This window comes from Arenimonas sp. (assembly GCF_035721105.1).
Lineage (GTDB): Bacteria > Pseudomonadota > Gammaproteobacteria > Xanthomonadales > Xanthomonadaceae > Arenimonas.
Genome location: NZ_DASTNG010000082.1, coordinates 20,580 through 43,653, shown reverse-complemented (window position 1 = coordinate 43,653; position 23,074 = coordinate 20,580). Strand labels below are relative to the sequence as shown.

Genomic DNA, 23,074 nt, shown 5'->3' with positions numbered 1-23,074 from the left:
GGTGGGGGCTTTGCCTTAGGGGGGGGTGGCTTGCCCATGGGGAAAGCCGTACCAGGTACCTTTTCATGGACGATGAGACCGGACGGCCAAGGCCGGCCAGTCTCATCGTCCATGAAAAGGTAACTGGTACGCGGCTTTGCGCGGGGCTGCTTGGGGGCTTGGGGGGCGTTGGTGCGGGTTTTCGGGGCTTTGCCGGTACAATTTGGGGGTCCCCGCTGCCTGGAAAGCCCCGAATGTTCGCCAAGGATATGCAGATCGCTGGTTACGACGACGCCCTGGCCGAGGCCATGGCCCAGGAGCGCCAGCGGCAGGAAGACCACGTCGAGCTGATCGCGTCCGAGAACTACGCCAGCCCGCGGGTGCTCGAGGCCCAGGGCAGCGTGCTGACCAACAAGTACGCCGAGGGCTATCCGGGCAAGCGCTACTACGGCGGCTGCGAATACGTCGACATCGCCGAGAAGCTGGCGATCGAGCGCGTGAAGCAGCTGTTCGGCGCCGACTACGCCAACGTGCAGCCGCACTCGGGCTCTTCGGCCAACATCGCCGTCTACATGGCCCTGCTGTCGCCGGGCGACACCGTGCTGGGCATGAGCCTGGCCCACGGCGGCCACCTCACCCACGGCGCCAAGGTCAACTTCTCCGGCAAGACCTACAACGCCGTGCAGTACGGCGTCGACGAGAACGGCCTGATCGACTACGACGAAGTGCAGCGCCTCGCCGACGAGCACAAGCCCAAGATGCTGATCGGCGGCTTCAGCGCCTACTCGCAGGTGGTGGACTGGGCGCGCCTGGCCGCGATCGCCAAGTCGGTCGGCGCCTACTTCTTCGTCGACATGGCCCACGTCGCCGGCCTGGTGGCCGCCGGCGTGTACCCGAGCCCGGTGCCGCACGCCGACGTGGTCACCTCCACCACCCACAAGACCCTGCGCGGCCCGCGCGGCGGCATCATCCTGGCCAAGGCCAACGAGGCGCTGGAGAAGAAGTTCCAGTCGCTGGTCTTCCCCGGCACCCAGGGCGGCCCGCTGATGCACGTGATCGCGGCCAAGGCCGTGGCCTTCAAGGAAGCGCTGGAGCCGGGCTTCAAGGACTACCAGGTGCAGGTGGTGAAGAACGCGCAGGCGATGGCGAAGACGATCATGGCGCGCGGCTACAAGGTCGTCTCCGGCGGCACCGAGAACCACCTGATGCTGATCGACCTGATCGGCCGCGACGTCAGCGGCAAGGACGCCGAGGCCGCGCTGGGCGCCGCCCATATCACCGTGAACAAGAACTCGGTGCCCAACGACCCGCGCTCGCCCTTCGTCACCTCGGGCCTGCGCATCGGCACCCCGGCCGTCACCACCCGCGGCTACGGCGAGGCCGAGTGCATCGCGCTGGCGAACTGGATCTGCGACGTGCTCGACGCGCCCGCCGACCCGGCCGTCATCGCCCGCGTCCGCGACGCCGTCACCGCGCAGTGCCGCGCCTTCCCGGTATACGGCTGACCGGATGCACTGCCCCTTCTGCCAGCACGAAGACACCCGCGTGATCGACTCGCGCGTGTCCGAGGATGGGGCCACCATCCGGCGCCGGCGCGAGTGCGAGCAGTGCAACGAGCGCTTCAACACCTTCGAGGTGGCCGAGCTGAAGCTGCCGGCGATCGTCAAGAGCGACGGCCGCCGCGAGGCCTTCGACGAACGCAAGCTGCGCACCAGCTTCGACCGCGCGCTGCAGAAACGGCCGGTGTCGTCCGAACAGATCGATGCCGCGGTGCGCAATGTCATGCACGCGCTGCGCCTGACCGGCGAGCGCGAGCTGCCCTCGCTGCGGGTGGGCGAATTCGTGATGGCCGAGCTCAAGCCGCTCGACCAGGTGGCCTACGTGCGTTTCGCCTCGGTCTACCGCAAGTTCGAGGACGTGCAGGCCTTCCGCGAGGAAATCGAGCGCCTGGAACGCGACCTGCCGGGCCTCGAGGGCCTGCAGCTGCCCCTGCTGGATGCGGTGGTGGACAAGGCCAAGCGTTGACGGCCGTGGCCATCCGTTTCCTGGCCGACGCCCCCGGCCATGCCGACACCCTGGCCGGCTGGCACCACGCCCAGTGGCAGCATCTCTACGAAGGCTGGACGCTGGAACAGACCCGCGAGGAGCTGCGCGACCACGCCACCCGCCGCACCCGCCCCACGACGCTGGTGGCGCTGGAAGGCGAGCGATTGCTGGGTTCCGTGAGCCTGGTGGACGAGGATGCACCGGAGCTGCGCGACCAGGGCGACGCCTGGCTGGCCAGCCTCTACGTGGTGCCCGAAGCCCGCGGCACCGGCCTCGGCAAGCAGCTGGTGCAGGCCCTGGTGGACTTCGCGGCGGGGCAGGGGGTGGCGCGCCTTTGGCTGTTCACGCCCGACCACGCCGACTACTACGCCCGCCTGGGCTGGCGCCCGCAGGGCGAGGCCAGCCTGCGGGGCACCCGCGTGCATTTGATGGATATCCTTCCGGCATGACCGACTTCACCGCCCGCGACCACGCCCACATGGCCCGCGCCCTGCAGCTGGCCGAGCGCGCCGCGTTCACCACCCAGCCCAACCCGATGGTGGGCTGCGTCATCGCCGACGGCGACCAGGTGCTGGGCGAAGGCTGGCACGTGCGCGCCGGCGAGCCGCACGCCGAAGTGCACGCGCTGCGCGAAGCCGCCGGCCGCGCCCGCGGCGCGACCGCCTACGTCACGCTCGAACCCTGCGCCCACCACGGCCGCACGCCGCCCTGCGCCGACGCCCTGGTGGCCGCCGGCGTCACCCGCGTGGTCGCGGCCTGCCGCGATCCCTACCACCAGGTCTCGGGGCAGGGCTTCGCCAAGCTGCAGGCCGCCGGCATCACCGTCGAGTACGGCCTGATGGAGGCCGCGGCGCGCCACCTCAACCGCGGCTTCTTCTCGCGCATGGAGCGCGGCCGGCCCTGGGTGCGGGTGAAGCTGGGCATGAGCCTGGACGGCCGCACCGCGCTGGCCAGCGGCGAGTCGAAGTGGATCACCTCCGAGGCCGCGCGCGCCGACGTGATGCGCTGGCGTGCGCGCGCCGGCGCGCTGATGACCGGCATCGCCACCGTGCTCGCCGACGACCCACGCCTCACCGTGCGCCTGCCCGAGGGCGTCGATTTCGTGCCGCCGCTGCGCGTGGTCCTGGACGAACGCGGCCGCCTGCCGGCGCTGTCGCAGGTGCTCACCGACGGGCTCGCGCCGACCCTGGTGGTGCACGGCGACGACGTGGTGCCCGACTACGACGATGACGTGCGCGCCTTCGCGGTGCGCCGCGTCGACGGCGGCCTGGATCTTTCCGCCGTGCTGTCGCAGCTGGCCCAGCGCGGCGTCAACGAACTGCAGGTCGAAGCCGGCGCCACCCTCAGCGGCGCGCTGCTCAAGGCCGGCCTGGTGGACGAACTGCTGCTCTACATCGCCCCCGTGCTGCTGGGCGAACGCGCCCGCCCCCTGTTCGCCGGCATCGACCCGGCCACCATGGCCGAGCGCATCGGCCTGAAGCTCGTCGAATCCCGCCAGGTCGGCCCCGACCTGCGGCTTTCACTGGTGCCGCAGTGAACGCACCGAGGCCGCAGCGCGGCAGCCCTTCGGGCATGGAAAGCCGCACGGGACGGCTCCTGATCCTGCTGGGAATCCTGCTGGCGGGCGCCGGCGCGTGGTACTGGCGGCATCTGCAGTTCCTTGACAAGCGCGGACTGCTCTACTAGTTCAGCCCGGAGTACGGCGGCCATATCCTGCTGGCGGGCTGCATCATCGTGACGGCGGCCGTCCTGTTCGTGGCCTGGCGGGAACTCTTTCCCGGCAAGCAGCAAGACGTCGACAGGACGTCTTCCAAACCGTTGGATGAGGACCCGAAGGCGCCGTAGCCATCGGAAGCCACCGGGTGCCCTGCGCGAGCTTCTGTACTAGGATCGCGGCATGAAAAAATTGCTGGTCGCGCTCATTGCCACGCTGGTCCTGGCACTCGGTTACCACCACGCGTGCATGGACCGTCTGCGCTCGCTTGAACCGCTGACCCTGGCGCTGATGGGGATGGTCGAGTTCGACGACGCTGCCAATGATGTGGTCGAGCTGCCGATGCCCGTCGCACTCAAGCAGAGGTTCTGGGTGTCCGAAGGCCGGCCGCGTCTCGCCGGGGCACTTCGGCTGTCGCCAGAGTTGCGCATACTCGTGCTGAACGCGATCGAGGAGCGGATCGCGCTGGGCGTGGCCCTGCATTCCGGCCGCCTCGCCGAGATCCGCGAGGACATCGCGCGCGCACAAGCCCAAGGGGTGAAGGTGATCCGGCCGTTGCAGGGCCCGCCGCTGTCCGCCGCAGGACACGCGGGCGTGGCCGACCGCTGTTCGCCGGCATCGACCCGGCCACGATGGCCGAGCGCATCGGCCTCAGGCTCGTCGAAACCCGCCAGGTCGGCCCCGACCTCCGCCTCCTGCTGACGCCCTGAGTGTAGGTGGGCCGGCCATGGATGACTTGGATGACGTGACGCGCCGAGCCTGGAAAGCCGACGATCGGAGAGACAACCGGACCGTCGTCTCACTGGCAACCCAGCTCATCCAGGCGGGGGGAGATCGAGCCGTGGCCGGCTACATGCTCCGGGCCGCGGCCTACGAGTGGGGCGTCGAAGACGGTGTGCAGGATCTCGCCCTGGCGGTGCAGGACTATCGCCAGCTGACGATCCTCGCGCCTCATTCCATCAGCTATTCGAACCTCGCACGGGCGCTCCTGAAGCAGGGCCACGATAGCTACCCCTCGGCGCTCAAGGCGCTCCGCGAAGGAGAGCGGCTCGGGAACACCCCCGAAGTGAGCCTGGGCTTCGCGTGGTACCTCAGCCGCGGTCCGGAGCCGGATCCCGCGCTCGCCAAGCATCATTACCTCAGGGCGGCCACCCACGGTCGGTTCGCGGGGTTCTTCGGCTACTCCCGGATGGCGCGCCAGCTTGGCCAGCCCGGGCGAGCGCTGGCGATGGATGCCGTGAGGCTGCTGCTTGGGCCCTTCATCTGGCTCCTGTTCGGCGCCAAGGCGCGCTACCCGGGTTAGCGTCCGGGCCGGTGGCCGACGTCCGCAACCCAGCGTTCCCGGCCCGCCCCCGGTTGCTGACGCGGCGTTCGCCCGGGGGACTTACAATGGCGCTCTTTTCCCGGGCCTTTCCCCCATGTTCACTGGCTTGATCCAATCCGTCGGCCGCCTGCTGGCCCGTGAGGTCCGCGGCGGCGACCAGCGCCTGCGCATCGGCTGGGGCGGGCTGCCGCACGGCGATATCGCCCTGGGTGAGTCGATCGCGGTCAGCGGCTGCTGCCTGACGGTGGTCGAATGGGACGCCGAGGGCTGGTTCGCCGATGTGTCGAACGAAACGCTGGCCCTGACCACGCTGGGCGGGCTGCCGATCGGCGCCGCGGTGAACCTGGAGCGCTCGCTGCTGCCGACCGACCGCCTGGGCGGGCACCTGGTGTCGGGCCACGTCGATGCCGTGGGCCGGGTCGAGAAGGTCTGGGACGACGGCCGCAGCCAGCGCTGGCGCTTTGCCGCGCCCGGCAGCGTGCTGCGCTACATCGCCAACAAGGGCTCGATCGCCGTGGACGGCACCAGCCTCACGGTGAACGCCGTCGACGACGCCGGCTTCGAAGTGAACCTGGTGCCGCACACCGTCGCCCACACCGCCTTCGGCGACACCGCCGTCGGCGCCGCCGTCAACCTCGAGGTCGATACCGTGGCCCGCTACGTCGAGCGCCTGCTGGCGACTCGCGAGGAATCGAAATGAGCTTCGCCACCGTCCCCGAGCTGCTCGAGGAAATCCGCCAGGGCCGCATGGTCGTCATCGTCGACGACGAGGACCGCGAGAACGAGGGCGACCTGATCATGGCCGCCGAGCTGGTCAAGCCCAGCGACATCAACTTCATGGTCACCCACGCCCGCGGCCTGGTCTGCCTCTCGCTCACCCGCGAGCGCTGCCGCCAGCTGGGCCTGGGCCCGATGGTGCGCGACAACAATTCGCCCTACCACACCAATTTCACCGTCAGCATCGAGGCGGCGGAAGGCGTCACCACCGGCATCAGCGCCTACGACCGCGCCCACACCATCCGCACCGCGGTGCGGCCGGACGCCAAGGCCGAGCACCTCACCCAGCCCGGCCACATCTTCCCGCTGATGGCCCAGCCCGGCGGCGTGCTCACCCGCAGCGGCCACACCGAAGCCGCCAGCGACCTGTCGCTGCTGGCGGGCCTGGAGCCGGCCGGCGTGCTGGTGGAGATCCTCAACCCGGACGGTTCGATGGCGCGCCGCCCCGAGCTCGAGGCCTTCGCGAAGGAGCACGGCCTGAAGATCGGCTCGATCGAGGAGCTGATCCGCTACCGGCTGGAAACCGAGAACACGGTCGAGCGCGTGGACGCGCGTGACATCCAGACCGCGCACGGCCCGTTCAAGCTGGTGACCTACCGCGACCGCGTCACCCACGACCTGCACTTCGCCCTTGTGCACGGCCAGCCGGCCGCCGCCACGCCGACCCTGGTGCGCGTGCACGTCAAGAACCCGCTGTCGGACGTGCTGCAGTGGCGCCGGGCCGACTTCGGCGTCAGCGTGAACGACGCGCTGGCCGCGGTGGCCGGGGCGGGCGAGGGCGTGGTGGTGGTGCTGGCCGAGCCGGTAACCCCCGACGACCTGCTGGCCCGCATCACCGAGGCCGACGCCAGCGAGGCCCCCAAGACCCGCGAATGGCGCCGCAACGGCGCCGGTGCCCAGATCCTGGCCGACCTGGGCCTGGGCAAGCTGCGGGTCCTGGGGACGCCGCGCCGCCAGGTGGGCCTGGCCGGTTACGGGCTGGAAGTGGTCGAGTACGTTTCGCCCTAGCCCACAGCGCGGGAAGAAGAGAAAAAGGGATCAGTGTCACTTCGTGCCAGGACCGGGGCGAACCGCCGGGTTCCGGGACGAAGTGACACTGACCCCTTTTTCTCTTCTTCCCGGCCGGGGCGCGGTAAACTGGCCGCCCTTTCGCCCGGCAGTCCCCGATGAGCCACTTCGAAGGCGACGTCCAGAGCCCCGGCTCGGCCCGTTACGCCATCCTCGCCAGCCGCTGGAACCCGCGCATCACCGACACCCTGGTGGACGGCGCCCGCAAGGCGTTCATCGCCAACGGCGTGGCCGAAGCCGATGTCGACGTGATCCGCGTGCCCGGCGCCTGGGAGCTGCCCGTGGCGGCCGCCAACGCCATCGACCGCATCGGCTATGCCGGCATCGTCGCCCTGGGCTGCGTGGTGCGCGGCGACACCCGCCACTTCGAGCAGGTCTCGGACGAATGCGCCCGCGGCCTGATGCGCGTCGCCCTGGACACCGGCGTGCCGGTCGCCAACGGCGTGCTGGCGGTCGACGACTACGCCCACGCCGAGGCCCGCGCCGGCGGCAACCACGGCAACAAGGGCGAGGAAGCCGCCCTGGTCATCATCGAGATGGCGAACCTGATCGGAAAACTCGCATGAAGCAGACCCGCCCCGACGGCGTCGACCCGCACGCGCGCTCGCGCGCCCGCCGCCGCGCGCTGCAGGCCGTCTACGCCTGGCAGATGTCGCACACCGCGATCAACAAGGTCATCGACCAGTTCCAGAACGAGCAGGACATGGAAGTGGCCGACACCGAGTACTTCGAGGACCTGGTGCGCGGCGTCGAGGCCAACCTGGCCACGCTCGACCAGGCGCTGGCGGCCTACCTGGACCGCGATATCGCCCAGGTCGATCCGATCGAGCGCGCGGTGCTGCGCATCGCCGCCTACGAGCTGCGCCACCGCATCGACGTGCCCTACCGCGTGGTGATCAACGAAGCGATCGAGACCACCAAGCGCTTCGGCTCCGAGCACGGCCACACCTTCGTCAACGGCGTGCTCGACCATGCCGCCGCGGCCTGGCGCCCGGCCGAGGCCCAGGCCCCGCGTCGCGGCTGATGCCGGGCGAATTCGCCCTGATCGACCGCATCCGCGCCCGCGCGCGGCGGCGTCCCGACGTGGCGGTGGGCATCGGCGACGATGCCGCCGTGCTGCGCCTGCCGCCCGGCCACGAGCTGGTGGTGACCAGCGACACGCTGGTGGCCGGCGTCCATTTCCCGCTCGAAACCGCCGCCGCCGACCTCGGCTGGAAGGCGCTGGCGGTGAACCTGAGCGACCTGGCCGCGATGGCCGCCGCGCCGGCCTGGTGCACGCTGGCGTTGACGCTGCCGGAGGCCGACGCCGGCTTCGTCGAGGCCTTCCTCGATGGCTTCCTGGAACTGGCCGACGCGCACGACGTGAGCCTGGTCGGCGGCGACACCACCTCGGGGCCGCTGTCGATCACCGTCACCGCGCACGGCCTGGTGCCTGCCGGCGCGGCGCTGCGCCGGGACGGCGCGCGCGTGGGCGACGAGGTCTGGGTCACCGGCACGCTGGGCGATGCCGCGGGCGCGCTGTCGCAGTGGCGGGCGCGCGGGCCGGCCTCGGCCAAGCTGCGCTACCGGCTCGACCGCCCGACGCCGCGCGTCGCCGCCGGCCTCGCCCTGCGCGGCCTCGCCACGGCCGGCATCGACCTCAGCGATGGCCTGGCCGCCGACCTGGGCCACGTGATGCGCGCCAGCGGGCGGGGCGCGCGCATCGACCTGGGCCGGCTGCCGACGTCGCGCACCCTGGCCGATCATTTCGAAGAAACCCAGCGCTGGCCGCTGCAGCTGTCCGGCGGCGACGACTACGAGCTGTGCTTCACCGCGCCGCCCGCGGCTGCGTTCGCGATCGAGCAGGCGCTGGCGGCCTGCGACACCGCCGCCACCGTCATCGGCCAGGTGCAGGCCGGCGAAGGCCTGGCCTTCGTGACGCCGGAGGGCGAGGACTACGTGCCGGCGCGGGCCGGCTTCCAGCATTTCCAGGGAGTGCACTGATGGCCGTGCTGCCCGTCGGCACCCGCCGGCGCCTGATCAAGCACCCGCTGGGCTGGGTGGCGGCGGGCTTCGGCGCCGGCTTCTCGCCGCGGGCGCCGGGCACCGTGGGCAGCCTGGTGGCGCTGCTGCCGTGGTGGTTCTTCCTGCGCCACCTGCCGCCGGCGGCTTACCTGGCGGTGCTGGTGGCGGGCTTTGCCATCGGCGTGTGGGCCTCGCACTGGGCCATTCGCGAGACGAAGATCGAAGACCCGTCGCTGGTGGTCTGGGACGAGTACATCGGCATGTGGATCGCCCTGCTGCTGCTTCCGGCCGGCTGGCCGTGGGTGCTGGCGGCCTTCGTGCTGTTCCGGATCTTCGACATCGCCAAGCCCTGGCCGGTGGGCTGGGCCGATCGCCGCCTGCACGGGGGCTTCGGCGCGATGCTCGACGATGCGCTGGCGGGCCTGTGGGCCCTGGGGCTGCTGCAGCTGGCGGCCTTCCTGCTGCGCTGACGCGCGGCGTCCGAAGAATCGCACGCGTCCCCGGGGCCGTGGCCGATGGGCCGCGTGGTCGTCGCGTGGGAAAAAAGCGCCTTGGCCGGCACGGCTGATCGGGCAATGCCGACACGGCGTCGGCGGCTGCCGTGATCGCGGGACGCGGGGCGCTACCCGCCGCCGCGGCGTCGACCGACGCCCGGCGACGGCAACGGCCGGCATCCCCGCCGCCCCGGTGCTGCTGAGATGGCCTTGCCTGCAAACCGCAGGCATTCCGGGAGACACCCATGAACGTTTTGACCCCTTCGCAAACGGCCCAGGTCAGCGGCGGCAGCGCCACCCTGCTCAAGGTGGCGGCCTTCCTCTGGAGCAACCGCGAATCCCTGGCCAACATCGCCTCGGAAGCGGCGCTGGAAATGGCCGACCGCAACGCCGAATGCGGCGACCACTGAGGAGACCGCCATGGACATCCTCAGCATGCACGCGTGCACCCAGGTCGCCGGTGGCGACGGTGAGTCGTCGGGCGGCGGCGGTTCGGGCAGCGGCCCGACCCCGGTGGAAGAAGCCATCGGCGAAGCCCTGGGCTCGGCCCTGCACGACCTGTCGTCGAAGGAAGCCCTGGTCGGCGCCGTGCTGTCGCCGGTCGGCGTGATCATCGGTGCGGTGATCCACCACCACAACAACCATTGAGCGGGCGCGGGATCCGGTGGCCGACCCCGGCCGCCGGACTCCCCGGGCCAAACCCGGGAGAAAGACATGGAAAAGCATTCGAATCCGGCGCGCCGACGCGCGCCGTGGCTGGGCGCGCTGCTGGTGCTGGCGGCCTTGGCCTGGCTGGGGCGTGATGCGCTGGTGCAGGTGGCGGCGGCGGCCTCGTCCGAGGCGGCGAGGCTGGCGGCGGAGTGCACCAAACGCTGAGCCGCCGGGTTGGTCGACGCGCGGTGCAAGCCGGCGGCGTCGCCCGGTAGCGGGACTGTCCGCCCGCGCGGGGCCGGCCACGGCTCAGGCGGGCGGCAGCACCTTGCCGGGGTTGAGGATGCCGTCCGGGTCGAACTGCGACTTGATGGCGCGCATCAGCGACACCGTGGCCGGCGTCAGCGCGCGCACCAGCAGCTCGCGTTTCACCAGCCCGATGCCGTGCTCGCCCGAGACCTGGCCGCCGAGCGCGATCACGGCGTCGAACACCGCCGCCAGCGCCGCTTCGGCGCGCGTGCACTGGCTGGCGTCGGCGGGGTCGTACAGGATGTTGACGTGCAGGTTGCCGTTGCCGGCATGGCCGAAGCTGACGATGGCCAGCTGCTGCGCGCTGGCGGCCGCGCGCACCGCCGCCACCAGGTCGGGGATGCGCGACACCGGCACCACCACGTCTTCGTTGATCTTCCCCGGGGCCAGCGTGCGCAGGGCGGGGGACAGCGCCTTGCGGGCGGCCCACAGTTTCTCGCGCGCGGCCGGGTCGGGCGCGCTGGCCACGTCCAGGCAGCCGGGGCCCTGGGCGGCGGCCGACAGCGCGGCGACCGCGGCGTCCAGCACCGCGTCTTCGCCGTCGGCTTCGATCATCAGCAGCGCCCCGGCCGGCGGCAGGTCGGCGCCGCCCACCTCGCGCGCCAGGCGGACGCAGTCGCCGTCCATGAACTCGAGCATCGACGGCGTCACCGGCTGCGCCATCAGCCGCGCCACCGCGGCCGCGGCGCTTTCGACGTCGGCATACAGCGCGCGCAGGGCGCGGCGCTGGGAGGCGATCGGCGTCAGCTTCAGGGTGGCCTCGACGACCAGGGCCAGCGTGCCTTCGGAGCCGATCAGCAGGCGCGACAGGTCGTAGCCGCTGGCGCCCTTGGTGGTGCCCGCACCGAAGTGCACCAGGTCGCCGGCGCCGGTCACCGCGGTCAGCGCCAGCACGTTGTCGCGGGTGGCGCCGTATTTCACCGCGCGCGGGCCGCCGGCGTTGCAGGCCAGGTTGCCGCCGACCGTGCAGAAGCCGGCGCTGGTCGGGTCCGGCGGCCAGAACAGGCCGTGCGGCGCCAGCGCGGCCTGCAGGTCGCCGTTGAGCAGGCCGGGCTCGACCACGGCCACGCGATCGCCGGGCCGGATGTCGAGCACCCGGTTCATGCGTTCGAACGAAACCACCAGCGCGTCCTCGCCCGGCACGCTGGCGCCGGTGGTGTTGGTGCCGCGCCCGCGTGCCACGATCGGCAGCCGTGCCTCGCGGCAAAGGCGCACGAGGGCCTGCACCTGCGCCGCCGTGGTCGGCAGCGCCACGGCCAGCGGCAGGCCCTGGCGGCGTGAGTTGTCGTAGCCGTAGGCCAGGCGCTCGGACGGATCGAGCAGCAGCCCGCCCGGGCCGAGCAGTTCGGCAAGGCGGGCGGCCAGTTCGGCGGGCAGGGAAGCGGGCATCGGCGGATTCTAGCGCCTGCGGCCGCACGGGCCGGCGAGCGGGCCGGTGGCCGGCCGCGCGTCGGCTACACGTCGGCGAGGGTGAAGGCGTCGCGCTGCCAGTCCAGGGCGTGCGCCCCGTCCTCGGCCCGGGCCGACACCACGTCCAGTCGGCAGGGGTGCCGCGCCAGCGCCGGACGCGCCGCCAGCCAGGCCTGTGCCGCGCGCACCATGCGCTGCCGCTTGCGGCGGTCCACCGACGCGAAGCCGTCGCCGAAGTGGGTGGCGTTGCGCAGGCGCACCTCGACGAACACGACGGTGTCGCCGTCGCGCATCACCAGGTCGAGTTCGCCGACCTTGAAGCGGGCGTTGCGGGCCAGCAGCACCAGGCCCGCGGCTTCGAGGTGGCGCAGGGCCGCGGCTTCGGCCGCGGCGCCCAGGGCTTGCCGGTCAGGGCGTGCCGGCATCGGGCAGCAGCGCGCCGTCCAGCGCCGGGCGCGAGCGACCGCCGCTGAAGACCGCCCAGGCCGGCCGGCGCTGCACCAGTCCGAAGCCGTCGACCTGCAGTTCGCCGGTGGCGCCGCGCAGCTGCGCCGCCGGGTCGCGCGCCAGCAGGTCGGCGAACGCCGCCAGCTGCCAGGCGTCCATGCCAAAGGCGAACAGCCGGGCGCCGCCGCCCTGGGCGCTGGGCAGGCTGCGGCCCAGGCTGTCGGCATCGGGCATGCCGCCGCGCAGGCCGAGCAGCCAGGGCAGTTCGGGGTACTCGATGCCGTCCAGCTCCACGTCCATGCGCAGGTTGGCGCCGGAGAGGATGAGCGAGGTCGCGACCCGCGCCACGCCATCCAGGCCGGCGGTGTCCATCTGGCTGGCCAGCAGACGCGCCTGGGCCGCGCGCAGCGGCTGGAATACCGCGTCGGGGCGGGCGCCGGCCAGCGCCTGCTGCAGCGCCGGCACGTAGTCCGGGTTGTCGTCGGTGACGGTGACCTCGGCGATGATCTCGCCGCCGCCGGCCCGCAGCCGTTCGCGGAAGGCGCCGAGCGCGCGGCTCGCATTCTCGTCGGCCTGGGTGACCACCAGGATGCGGCGCATGCCGCGATCGAGCAGGCGTTCGGCCGCGGCCACGCCTTCGTCCTCGGGCGCCAGCGCGAAGGTGGTGCTGCCCGGCGGCGGCGCGATGCCGCCGCGGTTGAGCGCGACCACCGGCAAGTCGAGTTCGGGCAGGCTGAACAGCGCGTCCACCTGGTCGCGCGCCAGCGGGCCGACGATCATCTGCGCGCCGTCGGCGTGGGCCTGGGCCAGCGCACCGCGCACGCCTTCGGGACCGGCGGTGTCGTAGAAGCGCAGCTCGGGTCGGCGGCGCAGCTCGCCGTAATAGCCGGCCAGCAGGCCGTCGCGCACGCTCTGGCCGGCCGGACCCAGTGGGCCGGTGAGCGGCAGCAGGGCCGCCAGGCGCTCGGGCGGGCGATAGCCGTCGCGTTCGGCCGGCGGCAGGTCCTGCATGCCCGGCGCCGAGGCGCTGCGGTCATACGGGCGGGGCAGGGGCAGGCCGCGCTGGGTCAGCGCGCGACCGGCGTAGAGGTAGAGCGGGTGGCCGACGGGCAGCGCGGCGCTGCCGGCCGCCAGGGCCGGGTCGGGCACCGTCCGCAGCAGGGCGTCGATGCGGCGCAGGTTGTCCAGGCGGGCTTCGCGGTCGAGTGCATCCTGCATCCAGGCACGCTCACCGGCGGCGTCGAAAGCGCGGCCGGCGGCTTCCATCGCCGCGGCGCGGGCGGCGTGCCAGCGCGCCTTCAGGCGGTCCGGCACGGCGTCGCGGGACTGGCCGAGCCGGGCCAGCGCCGGGGCGTGGCGGCCGGCAGCGACATCGAGCTCCGACGCGAGCAGGTCGTGCAGCAGCGCGTCGCGGCCCTCGAGCCGGCGGGCGTTGGCCTGCGCCAGGGCCTGCGCGGCGGCGCCCGGGTCGCCGGCCAGCAGGTACTGGTCGGCCGCGTACAGCCAGCTGCGGTCCCGGGCGCTGCCGCGGGCGCTGCCCGCCTCGGCGGCGTAGGCGCGGGCCGCCTCGAGGTGCTGGCCGTCGGCCGCCAGGCGTGCGGCGGGGGTGGCGGCCGCCCCGGCCACCGGCGCGGACGGGGAGACGGCCACGCTGGCACAGCCCGAAATCAGGGCCAGGGCCAACAGGAAGGAAGCGGATCGCAGCATGGTCGGGGGTCCGGGAAGGTGATGCCGCTAAGATGATACCCCGGTGCACAAGGAGGGCGCGGTCATGGCAACGACCCAGGCAGGAACGCTTTACGTGGTGGCCACGCCCATCGGCAACCTCGGCGACCTCGGCGCGCGGGCGCGCGAGGTGCTGGCGTCGGTGGACGCGATCTGTGCCGAAGACACCCGGCACACGCGCCAGATGCTGGTGGCCCTGGGCATCGATCGGCCGCTGCTGGCGCTGCACGAACACAACGAGGGCGAGATCGCCTGGAAGCTGGTCGAGCGCCTGCGCGCCGGCGAGCGGCTGGCGCTGGTGTCCGACGCCGGCACGCCGCTGGTCAGCGATCCGGGCTACCGCCTGGTGCGCGAAGTGCGGGCCGCCGGCCTGGCGGTGAGCCCGATCCCCGGCGCCTGCGCCGCCATCGCCGCGCTGTCGGTGGCCGGCGTCCCCAGCGATCGCTTCTGCTTCGAGGGCTTCCTGCCGGCCAAGGGCTCGGCGCGACGCGAGCGGCTGGCGGCGTTGGCGCGGGAATCCCGGACGCTGGTGTTCTACGAAAGCTCGCATCGCATCGAGGAAAGCCTCGCCGATTTCGTCGCGGCATTCGGCGGCGATCGCGAAGCCGTCCTCGCACGCGAACTGACGAAACTGTTCGAAACGGTGCTGGGCGACACCCTGGCTGCGATCGCGGCCAAGGTCGCCGCCGACGACAACCAGCGCAAGGGCGAGTTCGTGCTGGTCGTGCGCGGCTGCGAAGACGACACCGCCGCCCGCCTGATCGAAGGCCAGCGCCTGTACGCCAAGCTCGCCGAACACCTCAAACCCTCCGTCGCCGCCAAACTCGCCGCCGACCTGAGCGGCGCGCCGCGCAAGTCACTGTATGGCGGTGGTGAGGGATAGAGCGATTCAGCCACGGACGAACACGGATAAACACGGATATTGCTTTCAGGAACATTGAACTGGGTAAGGCGTCGGAGGATGCGGCGCGGCGCATCGGGCATGAATCTCCCAGTCGATCGTTTGCTCTATCCGTGTTCATCTGTGTTCATCCGTGGCTGACTTGCCTTTCGCCCCAGACGTCGAAAGCGTGCGAGAATCCGTCCCGGCGGAGTCGGTCAAGGCAGTCGCGTCGCAGCAATGCGCCGAGGAAAGTCCGGGCTCCACAGAGCAGGGTGCCAGGTAACGCCTGGGCGGCGTGAGCCGACGGAAAGTGCAACAGAAAACAAACCGCCGAACGGCCCGCAAGGGTGCGTGGTAAGGGCGAAACGGTGGGGTAAGAGCCCACCGCCCGAGGGGACAACGCCTCGGGGCACGGCAAACCCCACCCGGAGCAAGACCAAATAGGGGTGCTATGGCATGGCTCGTGCCGCACCCGGGTTGGTTGCTTGAGGCCTGCGGCGACGCAGGTCCCAGAGGAATGACTGTCCACGACAGAACCCGGCTTAACGACCGGCTCCGCCACTTCCTCGTCCCCATTCCCCGTTTGCGCAGATTCTCCGGGCGGTCCGCCCGGGGCGGGCGCGTTGGCCCCGCGGGCCGGGCCGGGGGCCGATCTGTGGACCAGCGCACAGGTTCGGATCAAATCCATGTGAAACAACACTTGCCCAATGGTTCTTAAACAAGACTCTCAAGTTTCGCGCAAAGTCTTGATCCGCCTAGCGAAATTGCTCTCGTTTTGTCCTTGACAGCCCCCGGGGGCAGGACTAACGTGGGCTTCCGAGGGAAATCCGGGTTTTTCGTGGGTTTCGGTGGATAAGGGTTGATCCGAACAGATGTTCCAGGGCGAAACCGCAATCACGATCGACGACAAGGGCCGTCTGGCGATTCCCACCGCCTACCGGGACCTGGTCGCGCGCGCCTGCGCCAATCGCCTGGTGGTCACCTACAACCCCTACGAAGCCGGCTGCCTGTGGCTGTACCCGGAAGCGGCCTGGGAAAAGGTCCGCGACCAGGTCAACGCCCTGCCCAACGCCAAGCGCGTGCACCGCAACCTGCAGCTGAAGCTGGTCGGCGCCGCCACCGTGGTCGAGCCCGACGGCAACGGCCGGCTGCTGCTGCCGGCCAGCCACCGCAACGCGGCGGCGATCGAGAAGAAGGCCGTGCTGCTGGGCATGGGCGGCAAGTTCGAATTGTGGAGCGAGCAGGCGCACCTCGCGCAGATCCGTCAAACCATTGGTGAAGACGAGATCAGCGAGGACATGCTCGACCTCAGGCTGTGACGGGCATGGCCGGGATGCGGGAAGCCACGCAGCCCAGCCATCTCCCGGTGATGTTCGGGCAGGCCCTGGACGGGCTGCGTGTGCTCAGGGATGGCAGGTATCTGGATGGCACGTTCGGGCGTGGTGGCCACGCACGCGGCGTGCTCGACCGGCTGGGGCCGGATGGACGGCTGTTGGTGATGGACAAGGACCCGGAAGCGATCGCCACCGCCCACGCGCTTGCCAGCGCGGATGCGCGCGTCCGCGTCCGCCGGGGTTCCTTCGCCGGGCTGGCCGACTGGGACGAGACCGCCGACGGCCTCGATGGCGTGTTCATGGACCTGGGCGTCTCCTCGCCCCAGCTCGACGTCGCCGAGCGCGGCTTCAGCTTCTCCAAGGACGGCCCGCTGGACATGCGCATGGATCCGGAGTCGGGCGAGAGCGCAGCCAACTGGCTGGCGCGCGCCGACGAGCGCGAGATCGCCGACGTGCTGTGGACCTACGGCGAGGAAAAGCTCAGCCGCAAGATCGCCCGCACCATCGTCGCCCGCCGCGACGACGAGCCGCTGCTGCGCACCGCCCAGCTGGCCGAGCTGATCGCCTCGGTGGTCGGCCGCGGCGACAGCAAGATCCATCCCGCCACCCGCAGCTTCCAGGCCATCCGGATCTTCATCAACCGCGAACTCGAGGACCTCGAGCGCGGCCTGGACGCGGCGCTGGCGCGGCTCAAGCCGGGCGGCCGGCTGGTGGTCATCAGCTTCCATTCGCTGGAAGACCGCATCGTCAAGCAGTTCATCGCCCGCCACGCCAAGGCCCCGCCCGGCAACCGCCGCATGCCGGTGGCCGTGGCCTTCGACCCGGTGCTGCGCGACCTGTCCGGCGCGCTGCGCGCCGACGCGTCCGAGACCGCGACCAATCCGCGCGCCCGCAGCGCCGTGATGCGCGTGGCCGAGAAGCTGTCGCCGGCGCACGACGCCGGGGAGCGCGCGGCATGAACCCGCGCCTGTTCGCGCTCGCCCTGATGGTGGTGGCCGTGCTCGCGAGCGCGGTCGCGGTGGTCTACTCGCGCCACCTGCATCGCCAGGCCTACATCTCGCTGACCATGCTCGAGCACGAGCGCGACGAGCTCAACATCGAGTTCGGCCGGCTGCAGCTCGAGCAGGCCACCTGGTCCGAGGCCAACCGCATCGAGCAGGTCGCCGGCAACCGCATCGGCATGAAGTACCCGACCGATGCCGACATCGTGGTGCTGCAGCCATGAAGCTACAGCGCAGCAGCTACAGCCTGCGCCACCGCCTGGTGGCGGTCGGCGTGGTGATGGGCCTGTTCGGCGGCGTGCTGGTGGCGCGTGCCGCCCACCTGCAGCTGATCAATCCCGAGTTCTACCAGCAGCAGGGCGACGCCCGCTTCCTGCGCGAAGTGCCGATCCCGACCTCGCGCGGCATGATCAGCGACCGCAACGGCGAGCCGCTGGCGGTGTCCTCGCCGGTGGAGTCGGTGTGGGTGAATCCGAAGGAGCTGCTGCAGCATCCCGATCGCCTGCCCGAGCTGGCCGATGCGCTGGGCATCCCGCGCGACGTGCTGATGCAGAAGGTCAGCGAGCGCGCGCACAAGGAGTTCCTGTACCTGCGCCGGCACATGAACCCGGACCTGGCCGCGGAAGTCACCGACCTGGGCATCCCGGGCGTTTATTCGCAGCGCGAGTTCCGTCGCTTCTATCCGCACGGCGAGGTGATGGCGCACGTGCTGGGCTTCACCAACATCGACGACCACGGCCAGGAAGGCCTGGAGCTGGCGTTCGAGGACTGGCTGACCGGCACCGAGGGCGCGCAGCAGGTCATCCGCGACCGCCGCGGCCGCGTGGTCGAGAACGTGGACCTGATCCGTCCGGCCGAGCCGGGCCACGACCTGGTGCTGTCGATCGACCGCCGCATCCAGTACCTGGCCTACCGCGAGCTGAAGTCGGCGCTGATCGAACACGGCGCCAGCGCCGGCTCGATCGTGGTGCTGGACGTGCCCACCGGCGAGATCCTGGCGATGGTCAACCAGCCGTCGTACAACCCGAACGCGCGCGAGTCCGCGACCACCGACGCCCAGCGCAACCGCGCGGTCACCGACGTGGTCGAGCCGGGCTCGGTGATGAAGACGCTGACCTTCGCGGCAGCGCTGGAGAGCGGCAAGTTCACGCCGGAAACGCCGATCCAGACCGCGCCGGGCTACATGACCCTGGCCGGTGGCCACCCGATCCGCGACTTCCGCAACTACGGCACGCTCACCCTCACCGGCGTGCTCACCAAGAGCTCCAACGTGGGCGCCACCCTGGTGGCCCAGCAGCTGAGCAACGAGCACCAGTTCGACATGTACCACCGCCTGGGCCTGGGCCAGGTCAGCGGCAGCGGCTTCCCGGGCGAGTCCTCGGGCGTGCTGCGGCCGCCCAACACCTGGGGCCCGGCCGAGAAGGCCACCATCAGCTACGGCTACGGCCTGTCGGTGACGCCGCTGCAGCTGGCGCGCGCCTACGCCGCGATCGGCAACGGCGGCCGCATCAACGAGGCGACCTTCGTCAAGGGCGGCAGCAAGGCCAGCCAGCAGGTGCTGGATCCGGCCATCGCCGAGCAGCTGATGCAGATGATGGAAACCGTGACCGGCCCGGAAGGCACCGCCCGCCGCGCCGCGGTGCTGGGCTACCGCGTCGCCGGCAAGACCGGCACCTCGCGCAAGGCCAGCGGCGGCGGCTATGCGGCCAAGCGCTATGCGGCGGTGTTCGTGGGCCTGGTGCCGGCCAGCCATCCGCGCTTCGCCATGGCCGTGGTCATCCACGACCCGCAGGGCGAGGAATACGGCGGCGGTGCGGTGTCGGCCCCGGTCTTCCACCACGTGATGGAAGGCGCCCTGCGGCTGATGGACGTGCCGCCCGACAACATCGAGCAGTGGTTCGCCGAACAGGCGGCCAAGAAGGCGCCGCAGACCGCCGCGGTCCGCCCGGCCGGCGCCGACGGCACGGGGGCGCTGCGATGACGCGCGCGATGTCGCTCAATGACTTGCTCCAGGGCCAGCCGGCGCTCCCCGCCGGCTTCGATCCGTTGCTGCGCGGCCTGACCGCGGACAGCCGCGCGCTGCGCGAAGGCGATGCCTTCATCGCCCTGGCCGGCGCCAGCACCCACGGCCTGCGCCACGCCGGGCAGGCGCGCGCCGCCGGCGCCAGCGTGATCCTGTTCGAACCGCCGGCCCCGGCCGACCAGATGCCGGGCGACGCCGCCGTGGCCGTCCCCGGCCTGCGCCAGCGCCAGGGCGAACTGGCCGATCGCTTCTACGGTGCGCCGTCGCGGGCGCTGGCGGTGGCGGGCGTCACCGGCACCAATGGCAAGACCTCGACGGTGCAGCTGCTGGCCCAGGCGCTGACGCTGGGCGGCGGCGTCGCCGGCAGCATCGGCACCCTGGGCGCCGGCCTGCACGGCCAGCTGGTCGCCGGCGAGCGAACCACGCCCGACGTGATCGCCGTGCACCGCCTGCTGGCGGAAATGCGCGACGCCGGCGCCACCCACGTGGCGATGGAAGTGTCGTCGCACGCGCTGGTGCAGGGCCGGGTCGACGCGGTGGCGTTCCGCATCGCGGTGTTCACCAACCTCACCCGCGACCACCTGGATTTCCACGGCACCATGGAAGCCTACGGCGCCGCCAAGGCGCGCCTGTTCGCGTGGCCGACGCTGCAGGCCGTGGTGGTGAACCTGGACGATGCCTTCGGGCCGGCGCTGCTGGCGCGGGCGCCGGCCGCGGCGCGCCGCATCGGCCTGAGCTCGCGCGGCCACGCCGACGCGACGCTGCGCGCCGACCGGGTGGCGCTGGCGCCGGCCGGCCTGCGCTTCGACCTGGTCGAGGGCGACGCGCGCCAGGCGGTGGCTTCGCCGCTGCTGGGTCGGTTCAACGTCGACAACCTGCTGGCGGTGGCCGGTGCGCTGCGTGCGCTCGACTGGCCGCTGGACGCCGTCGCCGCCATGCTGCCGCGGCTGGCGCCGGTCGACGGCCGCATGAGCCGGGTCGGCGGCCGCGATGGCCGGCCGCTGGTAGTGGTCGATTACGCCCACACGCCCGATGCGCTGGAACAGGCGCTCTCGAGCCTGCGCGCCCACACCCCGGGCCGCCTGACGTGCGTGTTAGGCTGCGGCGGCGAGCGCGACGCCGGCAAGCGCCCGCAGATGGCGGCGATCGCCGAGGCCGGCGCCGACCGCGTGGTCGTCACCGACGACAACCCCCGCCGCGAGGACGGCGATGCCATCGTCGCCGGCATCCTGGCCGGCTTCGTCCGTCCGGATCGCGTGCAGGTACAGCGCGACCGGGCGCAGGCGATCGCGCTGGCGCTGGCCGACGCCGGCCCCGGCGACGTGGTGCTGGTGGCGGGCAAGGGCCACGAGCCCTACCAGGAAGTGCAGGGCGTGAAGCATCCGTTCGACGACCTCAAGGTCGCGCGCGCCGTGCTGGAGGCCCGCGCATGAGGCCGGTGCTGCTGTCGCAGATCGCGCGCTGGGTCGAAGGCCGCCATCTCGGCGCCGACGTCGAGATCACGTCGGTCGGCACCGACGGCCGCAAGCTGGCGCCGGGCGGCCTGTTCGTGGCGCTGCGCGGCGAGCGCCACGACGGCCATGACCACGTCGCCCAGGCGCTCGAGCGCGGCGCCGCGGCGCTGCTGGTCCAGCGCGAAGTCGACTGCGCGCTGCCGCAGGTGCTGTGCGCCGACACCCAGGACGCGCTGGGCGAGTTCGCCGCCGGCATGCAGCAGGGCCGCCCCGCGGTGGTGGTCGGCATCACCGGCAGCAACGGCAAGACGTCGGTGAAGACGCTGCTGCTGGGCATCCTGTCGCGCGCCGGCAAGGCCTACGCCAACCCGGGCAACTTCAACAACGAGATCGGGCTGCCGCTGGCGGTGCTGGATGCGCCGGAAGACGCGCGCTTCGCCATCTACGAGATGGGCGCCGGCCAGCCGGGTGACATCGCTTACCTGGCCTCGATCGCGCCGCCGCAGGTGTCGCTGGTCAACAACGTCATGGCCGCCCACCTCGAGCGCATGGGCAGCCTGCTGGGCATCGCCGAGACCAAGGGCGCGATCTACGAAGCGCTGCCCGACGACGGCGTCGCAGTGGTGAATGCCGACGACGCCTTCGCGCCGTGGTTCATGCAGCGCATCGGTTCGCGCCGGGTGCTGCGCTTCGGCCTCGAGAACGATGCCGAAGTGCGCGCCACCCAACTGCAGGCCGGCGCCGACGGCACCCGCTTCCGGCTGCACACGCCGGCCGGGCAGGCCGAGGTCGCCCTGCCGCTGGCCGGCCGCCACAACGTGATGAACGCGCTGGCCGCGGCGTCGCTGGCGCTGGGGGCGGGGGCGTCGCTCGACGACGTGGTCGCCGGGCTCGGCGTCGCCGCCTCGGTGCCGGGACGCCAGGTCCCGCACACCTTGGCCAACGGCGCCGTGCTGGTGGACGACAGCTACAACGCCAACCCGGGCTCGGTGGCCGCGGCCATCGCCGCGCTGGCCGCGACCGGCGGCGAGGCCTGGCTGGTGCTGGGCGACATGAAGGAGCTGGGCGAGGGCGGCGAAACCATGCACGCCGACATCGGCACGCAGGCGCGCCGCGCCGGCATCGCCCGGCTGTGGACGGTGGGCGGGCTGAGCGCGCACGCCAGCCGCGCGTTCGGCGACGGCGCCCGGCACTTCGCCGACCAGGCCGCGCTGGTCGCGGCGCTGGCACCGGCGCTGCGCTCGGCCGGCGCGGGGCTGCGCTGCGTGGTGAAGGGTTCGCGCTCGAGCGCGATGGACAAGGTAATGGCCGCGCTGCTGGCCGCCGACCGGCAAGGAGACGCCGACCATGTTGCTTGAACTGGCCCGCTGGCTGCACGAGATGGGCCTGATGCCGCCGCTGTTCGGCTACATCACCTTCCGCGCCATCCTGGGCGCACTGACCGCCCTGCTGCTGTCGCTGTGGCTCGGCCCGCGCGTGATCGCGCGCCTGGCCCAGCTCAAGGGCGGCCAGCCGATCCGCACCGACGGTCCGCAGAGCCACTTCTCCAAGGCCGGCACGCCGACCATGGGCGGCACCCTGATCCTGATGACGGTGTCGCTGTCGACGCTGATGTGGGCCGACCTGCGCAACAAGTACGTGTGGGTGCTGCTGGCGGTGATGATCGCCTTCGGCGCCATTGGCTGGCTGGACGACTGGATCAAGATCGTCAAGCGCGATCCCAATGGCCTCAAGTCGCGACACAAGTACGCGCTGCAGTCGATCTTCGGCCTGGCCGCGGCGCTGTACCTGTACTACACCGCCGACAATGCCAACGCGACCACGCTGTTCCTGCCGCTGCTCAAGGACTTCGCGATCCCGCTGGGCGGGATGTTCGTGGTCATCGCCTACTTCTGGATCGTGGGCTTCTCGAACGCGGTGAACCTGACCGACGGCCTCGACGGTCTGGCGATCATGCCGACCGTGCTGGTGGCGGCGGCGCTGGGCATCTTCGCCTACGCCTCGGGCAATGCGGTGTTCTCGCAGTACCTGCAGATCCCGGCGATCCCGGGCGCGGGCGAAATCACCATCGTCTGCGCGGCGATCGCCGGCGCCGGCCTGGGCTTCCTGTGGTTCAACACCTATCCGGCCATGGTGTTCATGGGCGACATCGGTGCGCTGGCGCTGGGCGCCGTGCTGGGCACCATCGCGGTGATCGTGCGCCAGGAAGCGATCCTGGTGCTGATGGGCGGCATCTTCGTGGTCGAGACGCTGTCGGTGATGATCCAGGTCGCCAGCTTCAAGCTCACCGGCAAGCGCGTGTTCCGGATGGCGCCGATCCACCATCACTTCGAGCTCAAGGGTTGGCCGGAGCCGCGCGTGATCGTGCGCTTCTGGATCATCTCGGTGATGCTCGTGCTCGTCGGCCTCGCCACGTTGAAGGTGCGTTGAG

At 71.6% G+C, this 23,074-nt stretch carries 26 protein-coding genes and 1 other RNA gene; 24 read left to right on the top strand and 3 right to left on the bottom strand.

The genetic code is table 11. The features are described 5' to 3' along the window. Positions 1-233 precede the first annotated feature (233 nt). The 15 genes from glyA to VFQ84_RS13200 all read left to right on the top strand — a co-directional run bounded on the left by glyA (position 234) and on the right by VFQ84_RS13200 (position 10,282). Positions 234-1,484 (top strand): serine hydroxymethyltransferase, encoded by a 1,251-nt coding sequence (gene glyA / locus VFQ84_RS13270; protein WP_325132111.1) that lies wholly within the window; start codon positions 234-236, stop codon positions 1,482-1,484. 4 nt (positions 1,485-1,488) lie between these two features. Then, positions 1,489-2,004, top strand: coding sequence for a transcriptional regulator NrdR (nrdR, locus tag VFQ84_RS13265; protein ID WP_325132110.1), 516 nt, complete (start codon positions 1,489-1,491; stop codon positions 2,002-2,004). Positions 2,005-2,009: 5 nt separating this feature from the next. Beyond that, entirely contained in the window at positions 2,010-2,474 is a 465-nt protein-coding gene (locus VFQ84_RS13260; protein ID WP_325132109.1) for a GNAT family N-acetyltransferase, read from the top strand. Continuing rightward, the gene (ribD, locus tag VFQ84_RS13255) at positions 2,471-3,562 is read left to right on the top strand and encodes a bifunctional diaminohydroxyphosphoribosylaminopyrimidine deaminase/5-amino-6-(5-phosphoribosylamino)uracil reductase RibD (RefSeq protein WP_325132108.1); all 1,092 of its coding nucleotides are present in this window, start codon (positions 2,471-2,473) and stop codon (positions 3,560-3,562) included. The genes VFQ84_RS13260 and ribD overlap by 4 nt, the downstream gene beginning before the upstream one ends. Positions 3,563-3,922: 360 nt before the next feature. Continuing rightward, complete coding sequence (locus VFQ84_RS13250; RefSeq protein ID WP_325132107.1) at positions 3,923-4,441, top strand: hypothetical protein; 519 nt, start codon at positions 3,923-3,925, stop codon at positions 4,439-4,441. Between the two features lie 25 nt (positions 4,442-4,466). Next, on the top strand, positions 4,467-5,042 hold the full coding sequence (locus VFQ84_RS13245) for a hypothetical protein (RefSeq protein WP_325132106.1): 576 nt from the start codon (positions 4,467-4,469) through the stop codon (positions 5,040-5,042). A gap of 115 nt (positions 5,043-5,157) precedes the next feature. Continuing rightward, entirely contained in the window at positions 5,158-5,763 is a 606-nt protein-coding gene (locus VFQ84_RS13240) for a riboflavin synthase (protein ID WP_325132105.1), read from the top strand. Beyond that, positions 5,760-6,848, top strand: a complete 1,089-nt coding sequence (gene ribB / locus VFQ84_RS13235) for a 3,4-dihydroxy-2-butanone-4-phosphate synthase (protein WP_325132104.1) — start codon at positions 5,760-5,762, stop codon at positions 6,846-6,848. The genes VFQ84_RS13240 and ribB overlap by 4 nt, the downstream gene beginning before the upstream one ends. 158 nt (positions 6,849-7,006) lie before the next feature. Next, the gene (ribH, locus tag VFQ84_RS13230; RefSeq protein ID WP_325132103.1) at positions 7,007-7,474 is read left to right on the top strand and encodes a 6,7-dimethyl-8-ribityllumazine synthase; all 468 of its coding nucleotides are present in this window, start codon (positions 7,007-7,009) and stop codon (positions 7,472-7,474) included. Further along, positions 7,471-7,932, top strand: a complete 462-nt coding sequence (nusB, locus tag VFQ84_RS13225; RefSeq protein WP_325132102.1) for a transcription antitermination factor NusB — start codon at positions 7,471-7,473, stop codon at positions 7,930-7,932. The genes ribH and nusB overlap by 4 nt, the downstream gene beginning before the upstream one ends. Further along, positions 7,932-8,891 carry a thiamine-phosphate kinase gene (gene thiL / locus VFQ84_RS13220; RefSeq protein ID WP_325132101.1) on the top strand — a complete coding sequence of 320 codons (960 nt, stop codon included), beginning with the start codon at positions 7,932-7,934 and terminating at the stop codon, positions 8,889-8,891. Before nusB ends, thiL begins: the two co-directional genes overlap by 1 nt. Beyond that, the gene (locus VFQ84_RS13215) at positions 8,891-9,382 is read left to right on the top strand and encodes a phosphatidylglycerophosphatase A (RefSeq protein WP_325132100.1); all 492 of its coding nucleotides are present in this window, start codon (positions 8,891-8,893) and stop codon (positions 9,380-9,382) included. The genes thiL and VFQ84_RS13215 overlap by 1 nt, the downstream gene beginning before the upstream one ends. Positions 9,383-9,651: 269 nt before the next feature. Further along, the gene (locus tag VFQ84_RS13210; protein WP_325132099.1) at positions 9,652-9,816 is read left to right on the top strand and encodes a hypothetical protein; all 165 of its coding nucleotides are present in this window, start codon (positions 9,652-9,654) and stop codon (positions 9,814-9,816) included. Between the two features lie 10 nt (positions 9,817-9,826). Then, positions 9,827-10,054, top strand: coding sequence for a hypothetical protein (locus VFQ84_RS13205; RefSeq protein WP_325132098.1), 228 nt, complete (start codon positions 9,827-9,829; stop codon positions 10,052-10,054). Positions 10,055-10,120: 66 nt separating this feature from the next. After that, the gene (locus VFQ84_RS13200; protein ID WP_325132097.1) at positions 10,121-10,282 is read left to right on the top strand and encodes a hypothetical protein; all 162 of its coding nucleotides are present in this window, start codon (positions 10,121-10,123) and stop codon (positions 10,280-10,282) included. Between the two features lie 84 nt (positions 10,283-10,366). On the opposite strand, the gene VFQ84_RS13195 is transcribed toward VFQ84_RS13200, so the two are convergent. The 3 genes from VFQ84_RS13195 to VFQ84_RS13185 form a co-directional block, all read right to left on the bottom strand. After that, entirely contained in the window at positions 10,367-11,755 is a 1,389-nt protein-coding gene (locus tag VFQ84_RS13195; protein WP_325132096.1) for an FAD-binding oxidoreductase, read from the bottom strand. A gap of 65 nt (positions 11,756-11,820) precedes the next feature. Next, the gene (locus VFQ84_RS13190; protein ID WP_325132095.1) at positions 11,821-12,201 is read right to left on the bottom strand and encodes a YraN family protein; all 381 of its coding nucleotides are present in this window, start codon (positions 12,199-12,201) and stop codon (positions 11,821-11,823) included. Then, the gene (locus VFQ84_RS13185) at positions 12,185-13,930 is read right to left on the bottom strand and encodes a penicillin-binding protein activator (RefSeq protein ID WP_325132094.1); all 1,746 of its coding nucleotides are present in this window, start codon (positions 13,928-13,930) and stop codon (positions 12,185-12,187) included. Before VFQ84_RS13185 ends, VFQ84_RS13190 begins: the two co-directional genes overlap by 17 nt. A 64-nt stretch (positions 13,931-13,994) precedes the next feature. Between VFQ84_RS13185 and rsmI the strand changes: the two genes are divergently transcribed. The 9 genes from rsmI to mraY all read left to right on the top strand — a co-directional run bounded on the left by rsmI (position 13,995) and on the right by mraY (position 23,073). Next, complete coding sequence (gene rsmI / locus VFQ84_RS13180; RefSeq protein ID WP_325132093.1) at positions 13,995-14,831, top strand: 16S rRNA (cytidine(1402)-2'-O)-methyltransferase; 837 nt, start codon at positions 13,995-13,997, stop codon at positions 14,829-14,831. Positions 14,832-15,038: 207 nt separating this feature from the next. Beyond that, an RNA gene (gene rnpB / locus VFQ84_RS13175) (RNase P RNA component class A) lies at positions 15,039-15,392 on the top strand. Positions 15,393-15,703: 311 nt separating this feature from the next. Continuing rightward, a complete protein-coding gene (mraZ, locus tag VFQ84_RS13170) occupies positions 15,704-16,150 on the top strand; it encodes a division/cell wall cluster transcriptional repressor MraZ (protein ID WP_325132092.1) in 447 nt (148 codons plus the stop codon). 14 nt (positions 16,151-16,164) lie between these two features. Continuing rightward, complete coding sequence (rsmH, locus tag VFQ84_RS13165; protein ID WP_325132113.1) at positions 16,165-17,124, top strand: 16S rRNA (cytosine(1402)-N(4))-methyltransferase RsmH; 960 nt, start codon at positions 16,165-16,167, stop codon at positions 17,122-17,124. Then, positions 17,121-17,390, top strand: a complete 270-nt coding sequence (gene ftsL, locus VFQ84_RS13160; RefSeq protein WP_325132091.1) for a cell division protein FtsL — start codon at positions 17,121-17,123, stop codon at positions 17,388-17,390. Before rsmH ends, ftsL begins: the two co-directional genes overlap by 4 nt. Next, positions 17,387-19,147, top strand: a complete 1,761-nt coding sequence (locus tag VFQ84_RS13155; protein WP_325132090.1) for a peptidoglycan D,D-transpeptidase FtsI family protein — start codon at positions 17,387-17,389, stop codon at positions 19,145-19,147. Before ftsL ends, VFQ84_RS13155 begins: the two co-directional genes overlap by 4 nt. Continuing rightward, entirely contained in the window at positions 19,144-20,622 is a 1,479-nt protein-coding gene (locus VFQ84_RS13150; protein ID WP_325132089.1) for a UDP-N-acetylmuramoyl-L-alanyl-D-glutamate--2,6-diaminopimelate ligase, read from the top strand. Before VFQ84_RS13155 ends, VFQ84_RS13150 begins: the two co-directional genes overlap by 4 nt. Next, positions 20,619-22,001: a UDP-N-acetylmuramoyl-tripeptide--D-alanyl-D-alanine ligase gene (locus VFQ84_RS13145; protein WP_325132088.1), complete on the top strand. Its 1,383-nt coding sequence runs from the start codon at positions 20,619-20,621 to the stop codon at positions 21,999-22,001. Before VFQ84_RS13150 ends, VFQ84_RS13145 begins: the two co-directional genes overlap by 4 nt. Further along, positions 21,991-23,073, top strand: coding sequence for a phospho-N-acetylmuramoyl-pentapeptide-transferase (gene mraY, locus VFQ84_RS13140; RefSeq protein WP_325132087.1), 1,083 nt, complete (start codon positions 21,991-21,993; stop codon positions 23,071-23,073). Before VFQ84_RS13145 ends, mraY begins: the two co-directional genes overlap by 11 nt. Position 23,074: the final 1 nt, after the last annotated feature.